Here is a 20146-nt window from a genome sequence, read left to right as displayed (position 1 = left end):
TAGTCTATAAACTTATCATCGTTATAAACATAGGTTTTAAATTACAAAAAAGCTGCAAAGTTTCCTTGGAGCACTTTGCAGCCTTCTATCTTTTTATTTCCTTTAGCAAAATAATGGTTAGTGAATTTTCATTTTTTGGGATACTTATACCCCTGTTTAAGTCTTTACATTGGAGACAGTATATAACAAGCTTATATTACTGTATATTTTTCACGGTACTGCCTAGGAGTCATACTAGTGATTTTTTTGAAAACTCTTATAAAATAACTTTGGTCATTAAAGTTAAGCCACGCACAGATATCTGATAACGAATAAGTAGTGAGTGTTAATAATTTTTTTGCTTCTTCCACTCGTTCCCTTTGAATATATTCGCTCAAAGTAATTCCCATTTCTTTTTTAAATAGTTTAGACAGATAAGTAGGCGTAATTTCTAAATGATTAGCAAGTTCATTCAGAGATATTCCATCGTAAACATTTTTATTAATATGTTTTATACATGTAGTAACCGCGTAAGAATACTTTTTTGCATTGTATTCTTTCACACGATCTGCAAAGGTACGTAAAGCGTCCCCTGACAATCGCTTTACAGATTCTACATTATCTAATTGTTCTAGGGTTTGTATATATAAAATACTATGAGCAAAAGCAATATCTGGTGGCAGGTTTCCTTCTATTGCATATCGAGTGGCTAAGGTAATCGCAATAATTCCAAGGTTTTTTTGATTCCTGAGCGGATCCTCTATTAGCATAAGTTCAACATCTTCTTGCGAAACCGCATACATATACTGTATTAACTTTTTTTTATTCCCTTCTTTGATAGTCGAAAAGAAATCATTTACTAATGCCATATTGTGCGTTTTAGGTTTGTTTTGTCGGCGTTTTAAAATATATAAATCAGGTTTCACAATTTTATTAGGAACTTCCTCTAGTACTTTATTTTTTTCCAAGACAATATCTACATCTAACTTTTCATTGAAAATCATGTAATGTAATAAAATTCCCATATCAATTAATGTAGTTTTTTTAATCTCAGATAAACACTGATAATAGGCAAGTCTTTCTTGAATGTTATCATTTGATTTAAATTCTTTCTGAAATTTTATGATCATATCATCTGAATCTTTTGGATGTATAGTAGGACCGATTATAATAGTCCCTTTAATATCATCATGATTTTCTATATGAATTAGAACAAAATTTTCAAGATAGTTGTTACTTCGGAAAAGTGGCAAGTTAAAGGGATCGTTTTCTTGATAAATATCAGTAAGATGTTCTTCTTTTGAAGCATAAAAAGGACTACAAACATTATCAGATGTAGAATGATATAAAATCTTTCTGTCTGCAGATAAAATATGTACAGGGGCATTAAATGCTTTATGTGCAAGATCACACAAGTGTTGTATATCGATAGAAGTATTCATTACATTCTCCTTTATAGATCCATAAAATATATTCTGTTACATATAATTCACGACAAATAATACTATAAAATATCAAATTAGTACAATTCACAACAAAATATTACTATATCTTTTTTATAAAAATCATATATTATTTAAGTTGTAGTTAGCATCTAAATATCAGAGTAGATAAGTAAAGGAAATACACTAAGTTCTTTTCTTAATTCTACAAGATATATTATTGAACTTGTGAAAACAGTGAAGTACTACAAAATACAGTGGTAGTCAATGCGAGGACCAAGCTGGAAAAAGATTTAAAATACAGCGAAAGTTACAGGAGATACTGTACCACCGCAAGAAACAACAGACAAAGTTCCAATTCAATCACTTATACAAATTGAATTCCAAAAATAAATACTGCTAATTTAAATGTGAAACTGAAAAACCACTTCGTTCCAAATTTAAAAAAAGATAATAACGAAGTCATAAAATTGGAAACAGATGAAAGCAATACGGCTATTTTTGAAGCACTATGCTTTGAAAAGTACAAGGTGGAGGAAATTCAAGTACTCAATTAAACATTTAATTGAGAGAAAGGTCTTTTCATCAACTAAAAATAACGAATGGAATATTCAAAAAAATGGCATTATATTACTGGTCGCAACATTAGTTTTACTTTCCACAAAAGAGGAAAAAAAATATATACTTACAAATACTAAGAATATCAAACTAGATAGTTTTATTACCGCATCACATAAAGTGAAACTTTAATCAGTGGGGGTTTTGTTCATTCCCCACTGATTATTAACCCACACCAATCGGGCTTTTACAGACAGTTGATCCCCCACCTAACTTCTTTGCTTCCACTAAATTTTGAGGTGGGGGTCTTACTGCCCACAAATAGCGGGATAAACTTATTATTCATTTCCAAATACAATAGTTGTTAATCAACAAAAAACTTCAATAATTAAGGTGCACAGTAAATTGATCTCAAAACAATACTTACTACAATATCAGGTTTTACTTATTCTATAAAAAAAGAAATATCTCTTAATAATCATTACTTTATATCGATTTAGACATAAAACATTTTATTATATTGGCTTAAGTATTATGGAATTAAAATTGCAAATAACATCAAAACTCTTTTAAGGGTTCATACATCGTTTGTATCGAATCGATATTCTTTCGATACCTATTACATTAACAAGGCCGCAAAAGGTTATTACAAAGGAATCTGAGATGTTTTTTAAATTTCAAAATTTATTTTTTTGTAAATTAAAGGAAAAATAATCCGTATATATATACGGATTATTTTCTTAGTGTAATCTGTATTGACCTGTTAACTGTTTTTCAGCCATTCGAACTAAGCGTTTTGTAATCTCTCCACCGATCGAACCATTTACAGATGATGATGTATCAGGTCCCAGTGTGAATCCTAGTTCAAAAGCAATTTCATACTTCATTTGCTCAATAATACTTGTAGTAGCAGAAATAAGAATTTCATTTGTATTACTTTCGTATCTTTGAATATTTATAATTGTACTTCCAATATATTAATAAATAACATGTGCCTACTCATGCTATTTATGCATGAGTAACCTAATTTCTTCTAGTATTTTTATAAGAACTCTTTCCCTCCCCATATTCCACCAATTAAATTTGAAACACAAATGTACATTGCATTTCAATATAACAACAAAAGCTACAAAAGCAACGAATTTACTACTTTAAAGTTAAGTGCTTAACCTTGACGTACTTAAATTCTTTTTTCCAGATAAAGCATACATTATATCTTGATGCTTTATTGTTCTCTTATAATTATGTGGTATCGGGAATTTGTTTCGGTGTTCTTTCATTATAATTAAAGTTTGAAGTTCTATACTCAATACTTTTGCGAGGACATGATAGTTATATCCATTGTTTAACAGAGAAATTATGTCATAAAACATAGTTTTTCCACCCACTAATTTTACTAATCTATTCTTTAACTCACCCCTTTTTTCTTTAGCTTCATCCATTTCTAACAACATGGATTTTTTATTTGTTTGCTTAATGTATTGAGTATATAACTCTGGGAATTCTTTTTGGACTTCTTTGTTTAATACTGGTTTATATTTAATCATATAAGTAACTTGTAACAATGAGCGTTTTAACAAACTATCTTCAATGAGATACGCTACTTTATTAAATAAATGTACATATTCCTTAATATTGGAATAACTATTAAAATGAGCTAATACTCTACTTTTTATACTAAAAGCCTTGCCTATATAAATAATATTGTCATTATAATCTTTAATGAAATAAATACCACTGTTATATTTTTCCAATTCATGATCCAGTTCTTCTAGACTCATAAAATGTAATTCACTCATACTTTCCTCTCCTTATTAGTTTTAAATCAAGAAAAACAGGCAAGTTTTCTAAAAAAGGCACTCTGCTGTCCTAGGATTTTTCATTTTAGTTCTTGCTAAATATCAAAAAACTGTTTCTATTTTACTCAACTATCAATATGATTATTAATCAAATTTTCTATCATTATTATCTCGCAATTTTATCATGTAATTTCGAGATCGTTTCCTCATTTAAATTACTGTGTTTTATCGAATAAAGGAAATATATTACTCCCCCAATAGTAATCCAAATACTAAAGTACACCCATGTCCTTAACGGTAAATTTAGCATTAAAAACACACAGCATACAATTGCAACGCATGGTAATACAGGTACAAAAGGTACCATAAATCCACGTTTTAAATTTGGGTGTGATTTACGTAGCATAATAACTGATAGACAAACTAACGCAAACGTCACCAAACTACCGATATTAACTAAATTAACCAATTCTTTCAAATCAATAAACCCAGCTATTATAGAACTCCCTATTCCTGCCAATCCAGTTATAAAAGTGGGTGCTCCAGTTTTCTTATTAACTTTCGCAAATGATTTCGGTAACAATCCATCACGACTCATTGCAAAGAATACTCGTGTTGCCGCATACATATTCGAAAAAATAACTGCCATAAGGCCAATTACAGCACCTGCAGCAATTGCACCAGCGACTTTTTCTTGTCCTACCACTTCCATTACATAAGCCATTGCCTCAGGAACATTTAACTCTTTATAGGGAACCATTCCTGTCATAACAAGGCATACCATAATATAAATAATTGTACATATGATTAATGATGCAATAATACCGATAGGAAGATTACGTTTCGGATCTTTTACTTCTTCTGCTGAAGTTGCTAATATATCAAAACCCGTAAAAGCGAATAAAATAGCTGCTCCACCCGTAAAAACTCCACTTAAACCGTATGGTGCAATTGGTATCCAGTTCATTGGTTTTACATAGAATATACCAACCGTAATAAACAACAAAATCATTCCAATTTTAATCAATACCATTATATTATTGATTCGTTTACTTTCCTTCGTACCACGAGATAACATCCATGCCAATATCAATGTAATAATTACTGCTGGTAGATTCACAATACCACCATGCGAAGGAATCGTTACTAGAGCTTTAGGTATCTCTAATCCAAATCCCTTTATTAAATTGTGGAAATAGCCTGTCCATCCAGCAGCGACAGCTGCTGTTGCCACGATATATATTAACAGCAATGACCAACCTACTAGATGAGCAACAAACTCACCAATTGTTGCATATGAGTACGTATATACACTACCAGACGCCGGGAGTGTGGAAGCAATTTCTGCGTAACATAATGCTATAAATCCGCATATAATTGCTGCAAGTACAAATGAAAAAATAACTGCTGGACCAGCATCTCTTGCTGCTACTAATCCAGTTAAGACAAGAACACCTGTTCCAACTATCGAGCCTACTCCTAACATAATTAAATCAAATGCTCCTAATGTTTTCGTTAAAGTCTTGCTTTGATTATGCTCTAACAATTGTGTAACGGATTTCTTTTTTAGTAAATTACTCATATTTTCTGTATCCCCTTTAAAATAAGGTTTGTTCATCTCGTTAGTGTTGTATATAAATTTACTTAGTTATTAACTAGCCTCATAATATTTCTTTTACATTAAATAGATTTGAAATATTATATAAATTCGCTTCTCACTTACTAGTTAAACTAGACATTTCCATAGATTTTTGCATACAACGTTTCATAGCTGAAATGATAGCTGTTCTTAAACCTTTTTCTTCTAGCGTTACTACAGCTTCTATCGTCGTTCCACCTGGAGAACAAACCATATCCTTTAATTCACCTGGATGTATTCCTGTTTCCAATACCATTTTTGCAGAACCTAATACAGCCTGAGCCGCAAATTTATAAGCTTGTTTTCTCGGCATACCGCCAAGTACAGCAGCATCTGCCATGGCTTCTATAAACATATACACATATGCTGGAGAAGAACCACTAATAGATGTAACAACATCCATTAGTTTTTCATTTACGACCTCCGTCTGGCCGAAAATATTAAATATGTTCAGTACCTCTTTTATATCTTTTTCTGTAACCATTTCATTAAAACATAACGCAGACATTCCTTCTCCAACAAGTGCCGGTGTATTAGGCATTACTCTAACAACTTTTAACTTTCTACCAAATTCATTCTCAGTGCTCTTAATACTTTTTCCTGCAGCAATAGTTACAACGATTACATCATTTTTTATTTGATCTTTTATTTGGTTAATTACCGATGAGTATAAATCTGGTTTGATTGATAAAATTAAAATGTCAGCACTGTTAGCGACTTCATTGTTGTTAGTAGTTATAGTTATGCCATATTCATTACTAGCATTTTTTAAATTAATGACGTTTAAATCTGAACAAATTATTTGATCTGGAGAAACTATATTTTTTTTAATCATCCCACCTATCATAGCAATACCCATGTTTCCACATCCGATGAATCCTATTTGTTTATTCATAATAATTTGCTCTTGCTCCTTCTACTCTAAATTTTATTGATTTTGAAATTATTATTCTAAATAAGGGCTATTACAATTACTGGGTTTATCAATAGAATTTAAAAATTCTCCTTCCTATATAGAGCTTACATATACCTCTAATAATTACTTATTTTCAAAATCCCCTTCTATTTGCACTGCTTTCGCTTGCACTTCAAACTCCCTCCTATTCAAACTTGTAAAGGATATATAACGATTCCTCTTTTTTTCCTAACGCTAAATAAAACACCATTAGTAACGGTTGTTATTTACTTTATAGTGCAAAAGAAGTGTATAGGATAAAGAATGAACTTTTAATAAAATCATTTCTTTAATCTATAATAAGAAGGACATAAAAAAACAAAAAGTTACAAAAATTTTCAAATTAAAATTTTCGCAACTTTTTGTTTTTGTGTAAATATAAGGTCAATTGAGACGTCTCACCGTTTTAAACTTGATGCTCCATAATCTTGTATAGTTGCATTTATATGATATTTAATCGGTACTTTACTAAATGTTCGATCCCAATCTTTTTTGACTTTCTCCCATGTTCTCGGGTGCTTAATTCTTAATTGGTTTCCAAAACCCGCAATATCGACTTGATATTCTTTTTGTATTTTTTTTGTAACATGATGTACTAAGTGCTTTACTTCTTTTTCAATAGCTTTTTCTTCTCTTTTAAAAAATTCATTTTCAAAATCTTTTCCTGATTGCATCCAATTTTCAGACAAACGCCCTTCTGATTCAATGTTTACATCAAAGGAAATATTATTTCCGTTAACATGTGGTATGATTTTGCTTTTTATTGACTTTATTTCGTATATAATGAGTTTCTTTGATTCTTTATCAAAAGTTTTTACCACACCACCATTCCTTTTTCCGTTTATCCATACTACTCCTTCCAATTCCTGTTCATTTAAAAAGCCTATCAACTTTTTTGTCTTCCCTTTAATTACAGCAGCTCCTGCAAATTTTGTTTCTCCTTGTATCGAGATTACATTTTGCAAAAGAAAACTGGACCCTGACCGCATCTTTCCTTCCAATTTAGCGAGCGATACAGGAGGTAAAATCCTTGTTGTTCTATTTCTATTATCTGCAATTCCAGACAAACGAAATGCTGGGATTTCTCCTTTTTTGTTTGATTCCAGTACCTCCTTCGCTAGACCCTTGCTAATTAAGAGCATACAGCTAAGCCGAACTTCATTGTCACGGAGATACTGTTCAAGTAATTGTTCTAAACTGTATGTACGTACAAGATTATCACTAATAACAATGTTTTTTAAATGTGGGCTGAACATTGTGCTCTCTCTTTTCAATGAAAACTCACGAACAATTTGATGAATTGAATCACCGGTCTCAGAAACATTTATATAACGTTTTTGTTGTCCATTTCCTTTACTTTGTGCTTGCGAACTAACAATTTGATAAGTAGCTGTTATAAGATTTCTTTTAGGATAACCTCCTTCCTCATCCTCTTTCTCAATTGTTGAATCCTTCCCTTTATCTAGTGCTATACCTGCAGTTAAGCTCAACTCTTCTACTTCTTTACTACTCCAACATCCTGTTAAAAATAGAAGCAAAAGCGTCCCTAACAAAGCCAAATAGAACCGCATATAATTAAATTTATGTTTCACACTACTCCTCCTTTTAATCGCGTAATAATAAGAAGAAGCAGTGGTAGTAAACCAAATAAAAATAATGCACCATTACCGAGCATATCCCCCAATTTAAGCAAGTCATTTGTATTTTTCGAAGTCATAGCAATGATGTAAATGATTGGAATCAAAGCAAAAATAAACGGATGAATACTCTTTTTAAAGAGTTGCGCTAATCCTAATGCAGCTGCATAGTAACTAATCGTATAGGTAGCAAATATTTGCATAATCCATATTACAAGCAGTAAAGATTCAAAACGTTCAAATATCAAACCAGAAATTTCAAAACTGCGCATAAGGTCAATTGTCGGCCATGTTCTTGTTACAACCCCATCAATTGATAATGCACCAATGACCATTACAACAGTTATTACATAAAAGATTAACGGTATAGAAATTCCAACTAAAATAGCTTTTACTGCTTTCTTTCGTTGTTCCATAAATACCAAAAGAATTAACATAATTTCAGGACCTGTATATGCGAGAGACGTTGTTTTTATCCCATCTAACACTGGTTTAATTCCCAAACCTAATACGGGACGGAGATTATCTATCTCGAATATTCCGATACTCATAAAGGAAATGATTAAAAAAATAAAAACAGTAATAGGAAATATTATTTCAAACATCCGTGCAATTGAATTAATACCACCCATAATCAAATAGAGACCTATCCACATAAAAGGCATAACAATAGCCCATGTGGGGGTTCCTTCGAGCAAAAAAAAGCTTATTACTTCTGCCATTGAACGAATTTGAAATGCTGAAGTTGTAAGAAAATACCCTATAATAAGAAAACTAAGCAATCTGCCTATCCATTTCCCTACAATATCTTGACTGTATTGGTAAAATGTTTTTTCTGGAAACTGCTGACTTAATTTGACCATAATTACTCCTGAAACCATTGCGAGTATCCCACCTAATATCACACTTAACCATACATCTGGTGTTTTCACTTTTTCCACAGATGCTCTGGGCAAAGTGAGAATTCCTGTCCCAAGTATGTAATTTACAATTATAACAACTGCTTGTGAAGTTGTTATTCGATCTTTAGGTATAGTAATCACTGAAGGTCACTTCCTTTCGTCATCAGCTACCTTTTGCGGATAGTTTTTTTGGTATGCATTATTTTCGGTCGACGTCTCATTATTTTTAATGGCATGCGAACCATAAAATCTTTCCAGTCACTGAATCGATATGGAACAGCAGGGCTGGTATAAGGAACGCCAAAACTTTTCAGTTTCACTAAATGACTGCAAAGTAAAAGAAAGAAGAGAATAACTCCATACAAGCCAAATATCGCAGCACAAAACATAGCTACAAAACGAAGAATGCGTAACGTAATTCCCACACTATATTGCGGAATAGTAAAAGAAGAAATAGCTGTTACCGCAACAACGATAACCATTATTGGACTAACAATTCCTGCTTCTACGGCAGCCTGACCAATTATTAAACCGCCCACAATTCCCATTGCCGGTCCAATCGGTTTAGGCAGACGTAAACCTGCTTCTCGTAAAACTTCGATAGCTATTTCCATAATTAACGCTTCTATTAAAGCGGGAAAAGGAACTCCTTCTCGCGATCCGATAATAGAAATAGCGAGCTTAGTGGGAATTAATCCTGGATGAAATGAAATGAAAGAAATATACAGTGCTGGAGCAAATAATGAAACAAAAGCTGTCATGAAGCGTAATAAGCGGAGAAGTGTACCAGGAAGCCACCTTTCATAATAATCTTCTGGTGATTGCAGCAGCATGCTAAATGTAACTGGAGCAATTAAAACAAATGGTGTTCCATCTAACAAAATAGCTACTCGACCTTCCATCAAAGCACTAATAACACGATCAGGTCGTTCTGTATTTTGAATCTGCGGAAAAGGACTTAGATAATTATCTTCAATAAGTTGCTCTATATAACCAGATTCGAGTACACTGTCTATGTCAATTTTCTGAATTCTGTTTTTTATTTCATCCACCAATTCTGTACTAGCAAGATCGTTAATAAATGCGACAACTAACTCTTTCTTTGCACGTTCTCCTACTGGTAGCTTTACTAATGATAAGTTCTCATCCGCACAATGTCGTCGCAAAAGTGAGGTATTATCACTTAATACTTCAGTAAAACCGACCCGTGGCCCTCTGACTAATGCCTCCGATACTGGTTCTTCAATGTTTCGTTTATTTGCTTTTGTTGTACCAAGAATAAACACATCTGCTAAACCATCAATTAAAAGAGCTGTTGAACCTATCAATACTTTGGGTATTAAATCTTTTATGTAATGGACTTCTGCTACTTCACTAATTGTAAGAACTTTATTTTTAATATATTCTTTTGAAACAGTCCCCTCCACATAAGAAGATTCATTTTTATATTCATCAGAAAAATCATCCATTAGTAATTTCATAATATGTTTGTCAATTATCTCTTTATCTGATAGACCATCAACAAAAACGATCCCAGCCTGAATATCTGTGCGCCCAATATTAAACTTCCGAAAGCGAACATCAGAATTATGTCCGATTTGTTGCTTTATAAGTTCTAAGTTAGAGGCAAAATCATTTGTGAAATGAACGATTGTATTTTGAGAAGGTTTATACTCTTGTTTCGTTTTACTTTGAATATTATTTTTTTTCACTTGTTTGTCTCTTGACTTCCACCAACTCATTCTTCCCACTCTTTCTCTGACATACGAACCCAATGAAAAAATCTTGAGATAGTATACGGAATTAAAAACAAGATAAAAGCTTGTACAAAGACTTTCCAATCTGGAAGATAAGAAGTAATTATGTTCCACATGTTTATCACCCAATTTATATACTCTGCTAGGATTGAGATTTCTAAAAAACGATATGTACTTAATAAAAAATAACGATAAGATTAAAGAGCAGAAAAGCGAGACATTATGCTTATTTAGCACCAATAACCTAGTTAGTATAAAAACATTTCTGACCTAAAATACCATTTCCAATTATAATTTGTTAAATATTATCTCCTTTTCCCTTATTTATATGCCCACATTTGAATTTCAAATAATATAAGGATCAATGATATTTCCACTTAAAGAAAAAAAGATGCTAGAAGATAGCATCTTTTTTTAATTCAACTTACTATGTATTTATTATTTATATTTTATTTTGGAAATACTCGTTTTTTAAATGAATATTAATGTGTAAAAAATACATATTCTTTTGTTCTAAGTTCATACACTTCTACCAAATCGATACGGAATTTTCTGATTTTAAAATCAATATGAAATAAAGGAAAATCCACTCTTAGAAAGACTATATAAAACAAATAACATGAAAACAACTATCAATCTATTAATTGAAAATAATAATGAGCAAGAGTTTATCATCTTAATTCCAAGTGTATTCGTTTTGCTTCAAAATAAAGAACTTGAATAAATTTTTTCGTATCAATACGAGCAGGTAATGTTGGTTCATTATTCAATTCTGTCATCTTTCTCCTTACGGTAGTAAAATCAAAAAATCTAGAAGCATAATTTTCGAACTTCGGGTTTAAAAAATCAGTAAGTCCAAGGGATGCTAAATGGTTTAATGATTGATAAATTGCTCTCCGAATCCGTTGTTTGGAAGCTTCTATGAACCTTTTTAATTCGGTATCTTCAGCTGAATCCCCAAGTTTTTTTTGAGCTAAATTCATAAAAATCTCTTTTAGTGAGGGAAAACCTTGTTCCAACGTGTTATCTTGTTCATATTTATATAAATAATCTAGCATATCCATTAAATCTTTACTTCCACTTTCACTGGCTATTCCTAATTCAGACAAAAGAAAATGAATGGAATTTTGAAAATGATTAAAAGTATTTAAATGTTTTTCATTACGGTATTTTTCTTGCATACTTGAATTACTATCCAATTTTAGTACCGTATTAAGCGATTCTTGAATGTTTTTTATCGATTTTTCCAAACGAATTCGTTCAATGACTTTCCGAACAACTGTTAATACTTCAATCCGGTTAATCGGCTTAATAATATAGTATTCAACGCCAAGCGAATAAGCTTCAGCAATTAATTCTTTTGATTCTACTTGAGAGACCATGATGATTTTCCCTTTAAACGAAGGTTTTATTTGACGAATTGTTTTTATTCCATCTTGAATCGGCATTAACAAATCGATAAATAAAATGTCTATATTTTTAAGGATTAGCATTTGTTGCTCTAAAGATAAACCATCCTCAGCTTCTCCTATAACCTCCCCAAGATCTTCATCCTCGATAATTTGAGCCAACATTGAGCGAACCGCTTTTTCATCATCTACTATATAAAAATACATAGAATCACCCTTTCGAAATTATATGATCAATCCCTAATCTAATTATAAAAATTGATCCTTTTCCTTCGGTTCTGTCCTCAAGCGTAACATCACCTTCAAGTTGTTCGACCATTTCTTTAACATACGATAATCCGATACCTGTCGATGGATTGCCTAAATCATCATATTTAGAAGTAAACCCAGGCTCAAAAATTGAATCTTTATATTTTGAAGAAATACCGGGACCATTATCGCCTATTTGAAATTCAACAAAATGGTGGTCTTTATTAATGTCAATTGTGATGGTTCCCATACCTTGGATAGCCTCTACAGCGTTTGTAACGATATTATTTATAATAGATAAGATTGTGTAAATATGATAATGAGGATGCACACCATCAATTTTATACACAAATTGGATGTCTTTCTCTAGCAACCGTGCATATTTCGCATTTGCCCGTATAATGATATTTACTAGTTCATGTACAGACATATAATCTGTAAAACTTTCATCAGAAATTAATTTTGAAAGTCCTGCAAAAATACGTTGGTTATCCTTTTTAACGTCATGAACCTCACCAGCAATTTGTAATGCCTGTTGCCTTAAATCCCCAAACTGAAAATCCATCTGTTTGTGCTCAAAAGAGTCTAAAGTTTTATATAAATCATAGGATTTTTTTGTTATATTCTCAGCATCTTGTAATGTTTTTTTTAAATGAACAGCATCTTCATATAAATTAGAGATGAGCATGAGCATGTGTTCATTTTGTTTCTTTATGTGTTTCTCCCTTGATTGCGCTTCATACAATTTCATCATATTGAAAAAGCTTAGAACTATAAAACTATGGGAACATGCGATAACAATGATCTCATTTATTGCCTCGGATGTGATCGATGTTTTTAATACGAAATATTGAATCATTAATTCCACACAGTCTGACAGTATTTCAATCATGCAACCAATCAAACCAATCATTAGTGGTTGATGATAAAAACGTTTAATTTTGGCTAAATGAAAGAGATACGAATAAGTAAAATAAAAGAAAAAACTAGGATAGTGAGTATGAAAAGCGGCTAGCCAATCCATATTTCCCTTTATAATGACATCCATTGAGATACGAAATACTACCACGACTATCGCTGTTAAAAAACCCGGTAAAAATGCTGGAATTCGTCGAAACAATAACAAAAAAAAGAAAAATGTTGGTGCACCAAAGCTCATTCTAAATGTTTCATTTAAAGGAAATGACTTTATTTCACCTACTAAGGGTACTGTAAGTATCATTAAAACGAGAATATAGATGTCTTTTTTTACTAAATTACTAAGATTCAAAATAATCACTTCTCACTTTCGCCTAACAGTCAGTATACAAACCTATTTGCATTAATACAATACTTACTCTATTTTTTTCAAAAACTGATAAATAAGATATAAACGAAAGCATTATAGATTGTGAGTATTCATTACACTCTTCTACTTTAGAAAGATACTTTATAACTCAAAAATGTTCAGACACAATATAAGGTCTGAACACTTTTGGACTCGCTCTAACACCAAAATATCTGTGCTCCTTTTTAAAATATACTTAAATCCCATTCTTTTGCAATATGTTCTAACAACATAATTCCTGGTAAACTATTCCCATACTCATCAATGGCTGGTCCGTAAATACCAATACCACATCCATCTTGGAACGGTAAATCCTTCCTAGATTTTGAGGGAACAAGTGTCATAATTCCGCCGGATACCCCACTCTTAGCTGGTAATCCAATGAAAGCAGCAAATTTTCCAGAAGCGTTGTACATTCCACAAGTAAGCATTAAAGCTTTTGTTAACCTAGCTACTTCTTTAGGGAGCACTTGTTCTTTGCGAATAGGATGATATCCATCATGTGCCAGTATAAGCCCTATTAAGGCAATATCTTCTGTATTTATTTCAATCGAACATTGTTTTAGGTAAACCTCTAGTGTCTCCTCCACATCTGATTCTAGAAAACCGTTCTCCTTTAAATAGTATGCTAATGCTCTATTACGATGAGCCGTTTCCCATTCTGATTGAAATACTATTTCATTAATAGCGGGACGCTTCTCTATCATTTTTTCAATTAATACATATATAGATTCTAATTTTTCTTGCACCGATGTCCCTGGCAAAAGTGAAGCTATCGTAATTGCTCCAGCATTAATCATAGGATTAAAAGGTTTTCCTGGTTTATGTATCTCCAAACGAATAATCGAATTAAAGGCATCTCCAGTTGGCTCTACGTCAACTCGTTCTAATACATAAGAAATACCGCGACTTAAACAAGCGGCTATAAAACCGATTACTTTTGATATACTTTGTAATGTGAAAGGTATCTCCCAATCGCCTGACTTTATCATTGTTCCATCTGGCTTTACTATACAAATACCTAACTGCGATACATTTATTTCCCCCAGAGCTGGAATATAACTGGCGCTTCGTCCCTTAGCTGCATACGTTCGATAATGAGCTACCCATTGATCTAAGCAAACTTTTTCTTGACCCTCAACTTGAACGCTAGAATCCTTTATCATTTAATCATATTCCCCCGTACTATTAACTTTATATAGAATGATTTTTTCTTTACTATAATCAATAATATTTGCACTAGAACCAAGAAAAATATTCAGACATATTGCAGTCTGAATATCCTTCTTATTACACACTTTTCTTTTTTGAAGTTTCCTCATAACTATCCCAACATTCAATATTTTCAAGCCCTTTAATGTTTTCTTTATAAAAAATAGGATCTTTACCAGCTTTTTTCTGGTTTTTATAATCTTGTAACGCCGCAAATGCTACTTTTGAAAGTAAGGTAATAGCAATTAAATTAATAATAACCATAAAGCCCATAAATAAGTCCGCTAAATCCCATACAATTTGAATCTTTGCAACAGAACCAAATACAATCATAGCCAATACACTTATTCTGTATATCATTAACCACACTTTACTTGTATGTAAGAAGCGAATATTTGTTTCACCATAATAATAGTTGCCAATTAACGCACCAAATCCAAATAAAAAAACAAAGATAGCAAGACAACCCGATGCCCAAGGACCGATGTGTTCACTTAATGCTGCTTGTGTCAGTGCAATACCATTTAACCCCGGTTGTTTATATGCATCAGACAGCAAAATAATAAAGGCAGTGCTAGTACAAATGATTAATGTATCCGTTAATACACCAAATGCTTGAATCAGTCCTTGTTTCACCGGATGGCTTGTTGTTGCTGTTGCGGCAACGTTTGGTGCACTTCCCATACCAGCTTCATTTGAGAATAAACCGCGTTTAACTCCATTCATAAGTGCTGCACCAATTGAACCACCTGCTATTTGTTTAAAACCAAATGCGTTTTGAACAATAAGAGAAAGAACTTCCGGCATTTTTGATATGTTGGTAACTACAACAAATAATGCAACTCCAATGTATAATACCGCTAAAAATACCACCTTGTATTCAGCCATTTTTGCAATACGTTGTACACCACCAAAGATAATTGCAGCAAAAGCAATGGCCATGATTATCCCGACTGTTAGACGATCTGTACCAAATGAGTTTTGAAAAGCAATTGTAACTGTATTTGATTGTACTGAATTGAATACAAGACCAAAAGTAATTGTAATTAGAATAGAGAATAATACCCCCATCCAACGTTTATTCAACCCTTTTTCCATATAATAGGATGGACCACCGCGGAAGCCAGTTTTATCTTTTACTTTATATATCTGTGCTAATGTGCTTTCAACAAAACTGGATGCTGAGCTAATAATAGAAATAATCCACATCCAAAATACAGCTCCAGGACCCCCTAATGCAATCGCAATTGCAATTCCTGTAATATTCCCTGTTCCAACGCGGGCTGCCATACCAATACAAAACGCTTGAAAAGGAGAGATTTGATCTTTAGAACCACTTTTCCCCTCCATTAATACACGGACCATCTCTTTTAACATTCGAAACTGTACAAAATTCAATTTAAATGTAAAATAAATTCCGCAAATAACAAGCATAATAATTAACAATTTAGACCATAAAAAATCATTCGTTGATCCAACTAAATCTACAAAAAACCTTTCCATATCATCACTCCATACCAAAAATTTATCTATTATAATCTATATAAAATCACCTATATTCCCTGGCATAAATACTTCATTCATATTCAAATACAACAAGGATAAAAATTTCCTATACTAATAGGGTTGGTCTGTTTAAGCAAACATTACAATATGCAACTGTAAAACTGAAATTTTGAAGAACTTCACGTTTATACACCCGGTGCTCTATCCCCTTCTGTAAAACTAATATTCTTATCCACTAATGTTGTACTATTATGTTTGTTTCGTTTACCGGTGATTTACATTTAAATCATAATAATCATTAGTGATTAACTGGTTTTTTGTTAATTTTCTCAAGAACATGGAAATATCTCCTTTCTCACTACTAATCTCCAAAATAGGCTAGGTAAAAAATTCACAGAAAAACTATGAAGCGCTTTCAATCTTCAACTAAGAGAAGCTTGTCTTTAATTTATAATCAAAAGTACAGAATGTTACGAAAAAGTACAGGTTTTTATAAAAACAAAAAAATATTTTAAGGTTTTTCATCTAAAAAACAGTGAGGTTTTGTGAATTTTATACAGAATTCAAACATCGCGGATTCCGTTCTACCTAACCTTTGACAAGCCTCAATTTTCTTCATAAAAACATGCATACTTTTTCTCTTTTAGAACTTCATATAAAGTATTTGAAATCAAAAATCAATAGGACATTATAAGAATATTTAAAAAATAAAACATTTAATTTTTTTTATGGTATCATACAAAAAACATTTGTTTTCTCAATTAATTCCTCTAGTTGGATTCGTCTATATTGCCATATTTACAATATTAAAGACACTAAGCAAAAAAGGATTTTGTTGAAGGGATGAAACATTACAAAACTCTTATTTAGGACCTTATGACATCCTCTTTTCTAGCAATATCGAGTTATCCCCAAAATGTATATTTACTAACATTGATTACAGGTGGTGTATTGTGAAAGAAATAGTATTCGTTCAAAATAAAAAAAGACTCCTTATGAAATTCGGATTTTTAAAAAAGGATATAGTACTTACCATTTCACTGATACTAGCAATTGTAAGCTGCTTCATATATTCGCCAAAGATCGAATATATTAACTTTGAAGTGTTAATTAGTTTATTTAATCTAATGGTGGCCATTAAGGCTTTTGAACAGCTAAAGATATTAGACAAACTTGCCATTGCTATTTTAAATAAATGCAATAACAGCAGGTCAATATCTATTATTCTAATTTTGTTATGCTTTATTTGCTCTATGTTTGTAACAAATGATGTCGCTCTTCTCACTTTTGTACCAATAACACTTGTCATTAGTAAAAAAACACAAATGAACATGATGGATACAATCATCCTACAGACAATTGCGGCAAACATCGGTAGTAGCTTGATGCCTATGGGAAACCCACAAAATTTATACTTATATTCTTACTATGGAATTAAGCTCATCCCATTTTTAGGTTCAATCCTGCTTTTAGCTGTACTTGGAATTAGTTTGTTATTTATATTTACTCAAAAACTTCAAAAAACAGATTTAAAAATAGAATTACCTGTTATTACCGTGAAGAATCGAAAAAAAGCTACCATCTGGATTTTGATACTTATCACTATCATTGCATCTATTTTTGGTTTCATTAATTATTACATTGCGCTAATAGTTACACTGATGGCGGCTTTTACGTTAGATAGAAACTTACTATTAAAAGTTGATTACTTTCTTCTAATAACCTTTGTCTGTTTTTTTATTTTTATTGGAAACATTTCTCATTCTGATGCGCTGGAGACCTTCGCTCGCGCTAATTTAAGAGGAGATACTTCAGTCTTCTTTAGTTCCATATTTTTGAGTCAATTGATTAGTAATTTTCCTACTTCAATTCTTCTATCAAACTTTACTTCTGATTGGAAAGCTTTATTACTAGGAGTAAATATTGGAGGGCTTGGAACAATTATCGCATCTTTAGCCAGTGTAATCTCCTATAAACTATTCATTCAGGCCAATGGTAAAGAGAGTAAGGCGTATTTCATTAAATTTAGCATTTACAACTTTTCATTTTTAATCATACTTACATGTATACAATACTTTATCTTTAAATTTCTAAAAATTTTTTAAAAAATTGATTACTTTAGAAAAACCCAAATTTCTCAGCATTAAATTGAGAAATTTGGGTTTTAATATAGGTATGTTTAAAGAGATACAACAAAGTTACCATAAAGTGAATAAGATTAATATCTTAACTTGGTGTCGGATCAATAATACGAACTATGCTCGAATTATCATTATTAACAAAGTCAACTAGTTTTAATCAGTGGGGGTTTTACTGTCCGTTAACGCGGGATAAATATTCACCATTTTTATCATTGCGGAGACATCAAAACTTTAACTTGGTGGGATATAGTACTACCCCATCACCATCAAGCTAAGATTTTGAGACACCCCCATAACGAAATTTTCCCTTTACAGTTATTTGTGAGAATTTAGCCTATATATAAAAAAGACCACTCCTTACAATAAAAGAAGTGATATTCCTAAATTATATATTTCATTAAAATAAAACTATTATAATATGGTTCCATTCAGCCATCCGTTTATGGCAATAAGGTCCATCAATACATGTAATTCTGTACCTATTAAAGCAGAAATAAAAATAATTTTTAATGAAGAGCTCTGTTTATAAGTAAACAGTTTCATTAATCTAGGTATTGTTTTAAGACCTAGATTAATTAGTAAAGTCAACACTAAAGCGCAAGCTAGTCCACCTATGAAACTCTCATCTACCGCTCCTCCTGGTATAAGCGGTACCTTTCCAATGAACATGCTTATAGCATCTGGAATCGCCATACCGAAAAATAAAGTTGTGATATTTAAATGTTTTTTATATACTAATCCTACAGTTGCGGTAACTACTGTATGTCCTATAACGCCAGCCATATGAATCCTCCGTAATATTTATATTATTTTTCAGTTAATTTTCACCTTTTTTAGGCTTATTATTTTATAATTGATAACGCTTCTAAAAACTGTGAATTATCTTTTCTACTCTCAATAATTCTTTGAAATTCTTTCTCCACTTGTACTGAGTTTTTATCCTCGGTATCGACAACTCCATGATTATTTCCATAAACTTTGTTAAGTTCAAAAATTCCCATATAGGTTTCTTGTATAGGAATTTGAGTAAACATAGAATTATTGACAATTAAAATACACTGTTCATAATTCGAGTTACGATAATGCCCAAACCAAGTATTACTATCATATTTTACCGGTATTTCTTTGTCAGCAATTACTACTTTTTTTATATTTTTATTTTTTTCACTCGCAAATAACACAGCAGTATCATTTGTTATTTTAGGCATAGACTTTATTGGATCTGAAATCGGTGTAAAATGATCTTCTCCCTCTCGTAATATCCCTTTTTTTATTACGGCTTCACTTGTTTTTTGATCCATAATAAATACTGATTCTCCATTATATTGTGCTGTTTTAACTTTATATAAATCGATAGACTTAATTTTACTTTTATTTTCACTTCGTATATCTTGTAAAGCTTGTTTATCTCCCAACATCAAAATTCCATTTCTTGGTTCTTTAGGCGTGAACGCCAAGTATAAACCAAATAAGATGGCTCCAATCATACATAGGTTAATGATTTTTCTCATTTTTAATCTCCTTAGAATTATTGTTTAAAGGTGGCTTAACTAGTTAAGATAATTGCTGCACATCATCTATACGTATACCGTTTCTTTAATTTGTATTTGCTCTTTATATAGAATAATTGTTTT

At 31.7% G+C, this 20146-nt stretch carries 15 protein-coding genes; 1 reads left to right on the top strand and 14 read right to left on the bottom strand.

Going from position 1 to position 20146, the window contains the following annotated elements; translation table 11 throughout:
• Positions 1-191: 191 nt before the first annotated feature.
• The 12 genes from FH036_RS01900 to FH036_RS01840 all read right to left on the bottom strand — a co-directional run bounded on the left by FH036_RS01900 (position 192) and on the right by FH036_RS01840 (position 16368).
• Positions 192-1421, bottom strand: a complete 1230-nt coding sequence (locus FH036_RS01900) for a helix-turn-helix domain-containing protein (protein ID WP_139895236.1) — start codon at positions 1419-1421, stop codon at positions 192-194.
• A 1298-nt stretch (positions 1422-2719) separates the two neighbouring features.
• Positions 2720-2938, bottom strand: a complete 219-nt coding sequence (locus FH036_RS01890) for an alpha/beta-type small acid-soluble spore protein (protein WP_073543601.1) — start codon at positions 2936-2938, stop codon at positions 2720-2722.
• Positions 2939-3136: 198 nt separating this feature from the next.
• Positions 3137-3778, bottom strand: a complete 642-nt coding sequence (locus FH036_RS01885; RefSeq protein ID WP_139895235.1) for a GIY-YIG nuclease family protein — start codon at positions 3776-3778, stop codon at positions 3137-3139.
• Positions 3779-3944: 166 nt separating this feature from the next.
• On the bottom strand, positions 3945-5360 hold the full coding sequence (locus tag FH036_RS01880) for an amino acid permease (RefSeq protein WP_139895234.1): 1416 nt from the start codon (positions 5358-5360) through the stop codon (positions 3945-3947).
• Between the two features lie 133 nt (positions 5361-5493).
• Positions 5494-6312 carry a pyrroline-5-carboxylate reductase gene (proC, locus tag FH036_RS01875; protein WP_001041295.1) on the bottom strand — a complete coding sequence of 273 codons (819 nt, stop codon included), beginning with the start codon at positions 6310-6312 and terminating at the stop codon, positions 5494-5496.
• Between the two features lie 458 nt (positions 6313-6770).
• Entirely contained in the window at positions 6771-7964 is a 1194-nt protein-coding gene (locus FH036_RS01870; protein ID WP_139895233.1) for a Ger(x)C family spore germination protein, read from the bottom strand.
• Positions 7961-9052 carry a spore germination protein gene (locus tag FH036_RS01865; RefSeq protein WP_139895232.1) on the bottom strand — a complete coding sequence of 364 codons (1092 nt, stop codon included), beginning with the start codon at positions 9050-9052 and terminating at the stop codon, positions 7961-7963. The genes FH036_RS01870 and FH036_RS01865 overlap by 4 nt, the downstream gene beginning before the upstream one ends.
• A 26-nt stretch (positions 9053-9078) precedes the next feature.
• Entirely contained in the window at positions 9079-10653 is a 1575-nt protein-coding gene (locus FH036_RS01860) for a spore germination protein (RefSeq protein ID WP_139895231.1), read from the bottom strand.
• A 686-nt stretch (positions 10654-11339) separates the two neighbouring features.
• Complete coding sequence (locus FH036_RS01855) at positions 11340-12284, bottom strand: response regulator (protein WP_098299337.1); 945 nt, start codon at positions 12282-12284, stop codon at positions 11340-11342.
• Positions 12285-12288: 4 nt separating this feature from the next.
• Positions 12289-13605, bottom strand: a complete 1317-nt coding sequence (locus FH036_RS01850; protein WP_000584798.1) for a sensor histidine kinase — start codon at positions 13603-13605, stop codon at positions 12289-12291.
• Positions 13606-13838: 233 nt separating this feature from the next.
• Positions 13839-14819 (bottom strand): glutaminase GlsA, encoded by a 981-nt coding sequence (gene glsA / locus FH036_RS01845; RefSeq protein WP_139895230.1) that lies wholly within the window; start codon positions 14817-14819, stop codon positions 13839-13841.
• A 124-nt stretch (positions 14820-14943) separates the two neighbouring features.
• A complete protein-coding gene (locus tag FH036_RS01840) occupies positions 14944-16368 on the bottom strand; it encodes an alanine/glycine:cation symporter family protein (RefSeq protein ID WP_000439278.1) in 1425 nt (474 codons plus the stop codon).
• A 956-nt stretch (positions 16369-17324) separates the two neighbouring features.
• Here FH036_RS01840 and FH036_RS01835 point away from each other — a divergent pair.
• Positions 17325-18476: an anion transporter gene (locus FH036_RS01835; RefSeq protein WP_000659297.1), complete on the top strand. Its 1152-nt coding sequence runs from the start codon at positions 17325-17327 to the stop codon at positions 18474-18476.
• 447 nt (positions 18477-18923) lie between these two features.
• Here FH036_RS01835 and FH036_RS01830 read toward each other — a convergent pair whose 3' ends face one another.
• Together FH036_RS01830 and FH036_RS01825 are read right to left on the bottom strand one after the other, a co-directional pair.
• Positions 18924-19295, bottom strand: coding sequence for a hypothetical protein (locus tag FH036_RS01830; protein WP_044793046.1), 372 nt, complete (start codon positions 19293-19295; stop codon positions 18924-18926).
• Between the two features lie 59 nt (positions 19296-19354).
• Entirely contained in the window at positions 19355-20023 is a 669-nt protein-coding gene (locus FH036_RS01825) for a lipoprotein BA_5634 family protein (RefSeq protein WP_044793047.1), read from the bottom strand.
• Between the last annotated feature and the right edge of the window lie 123 nt (positions 20024-20146).

Origin of the sequence: Bacillus sp. CD3-5 (assembly GCF_006349665.1) — a bacterium.
GTDB classification, from domain to species: domain Bacteria; phylum Bacillota; class Bacilli; order Bacillales; family Bacillaceae_G; genus Bacillus_A; species Bacillus_A paranthracis.
This window is presented reverse-complemented; position numbering and strand designations above follow the sequence as displayed.

Excerpts from the sequence above, each read along its gene's own strand:
- FH036_RS01900 (WP_139895236.1), bottom strand. The coding sequence starts at position 1,421 with ATGAATACTTCTATCGATATACAACACTTGTGTGATCTTGCACATAAA.
- FH036_RS01885 (WP_139895235.1), bottom strand. The coding sequence starts at position 3,778 with ATGAGTGAATTACATTTTATGAGTCTAGAAGAACTGGATCATGAATTG.
- FH036_RS01880 (WP_139895234.1), bottom strand. The coding sequence starts at position 5,360 with ATGAGTAATTTACTAAAAAAGAAATCCGTTACACAATTGTTAGAGCAT.
- proC (WP_001041295.1), bottom strand. The coding sequence starts at position 6,312 with ATGAATAAACAAATAGGATTCATCGGATGTGGAAACATGGGTATTGCT.
- FH036_RS01860 (WP_139895231.1), bottom strand. The coding sequence starts at position 10,653 with ATGAGTTGGTGGAAGTCAAGAGACAAACAAGTGAAAAAAAATAATATT.
- FH036_RS01855 (WP_098299337.1), bottom strand. The coding sequence starts at position 12,284 with ATGTATTTTTATATAGTAGATGATGAAAAAGCGGTTCGCTCAATGTTG.
- glsA (WP_139895230.1), bottom strand. The coding sequence starts at position 14,819 with ATGATAAAGGATTCTAGCGTTCAAGTTGAGGGTCAAGAAAAAGTTTGC.
- FH036_RS01840 (WP_000439278.1), bottom strand. The coding sequence starts at position 16,368 with ATGGAAAGGTTTTTTGTAGATTTAGTTGGATCAACGAATGATTTTTTA.
- FH036_RS01830 (WP_044793046.1), bottom strand. The coding sequence starts at position 19,295 with ATGGCTGGCGTTATAGGACATACAGTAGTTACCGCAACTGTAGGATTA.
- FH036_RS01825 (WP_044793047.1), bottom strand. The coding sequence starts at position 20,023 with ATGAGAAAAATCATTAACCTATGTATGATTGGAGCCATCTTATTTGGT.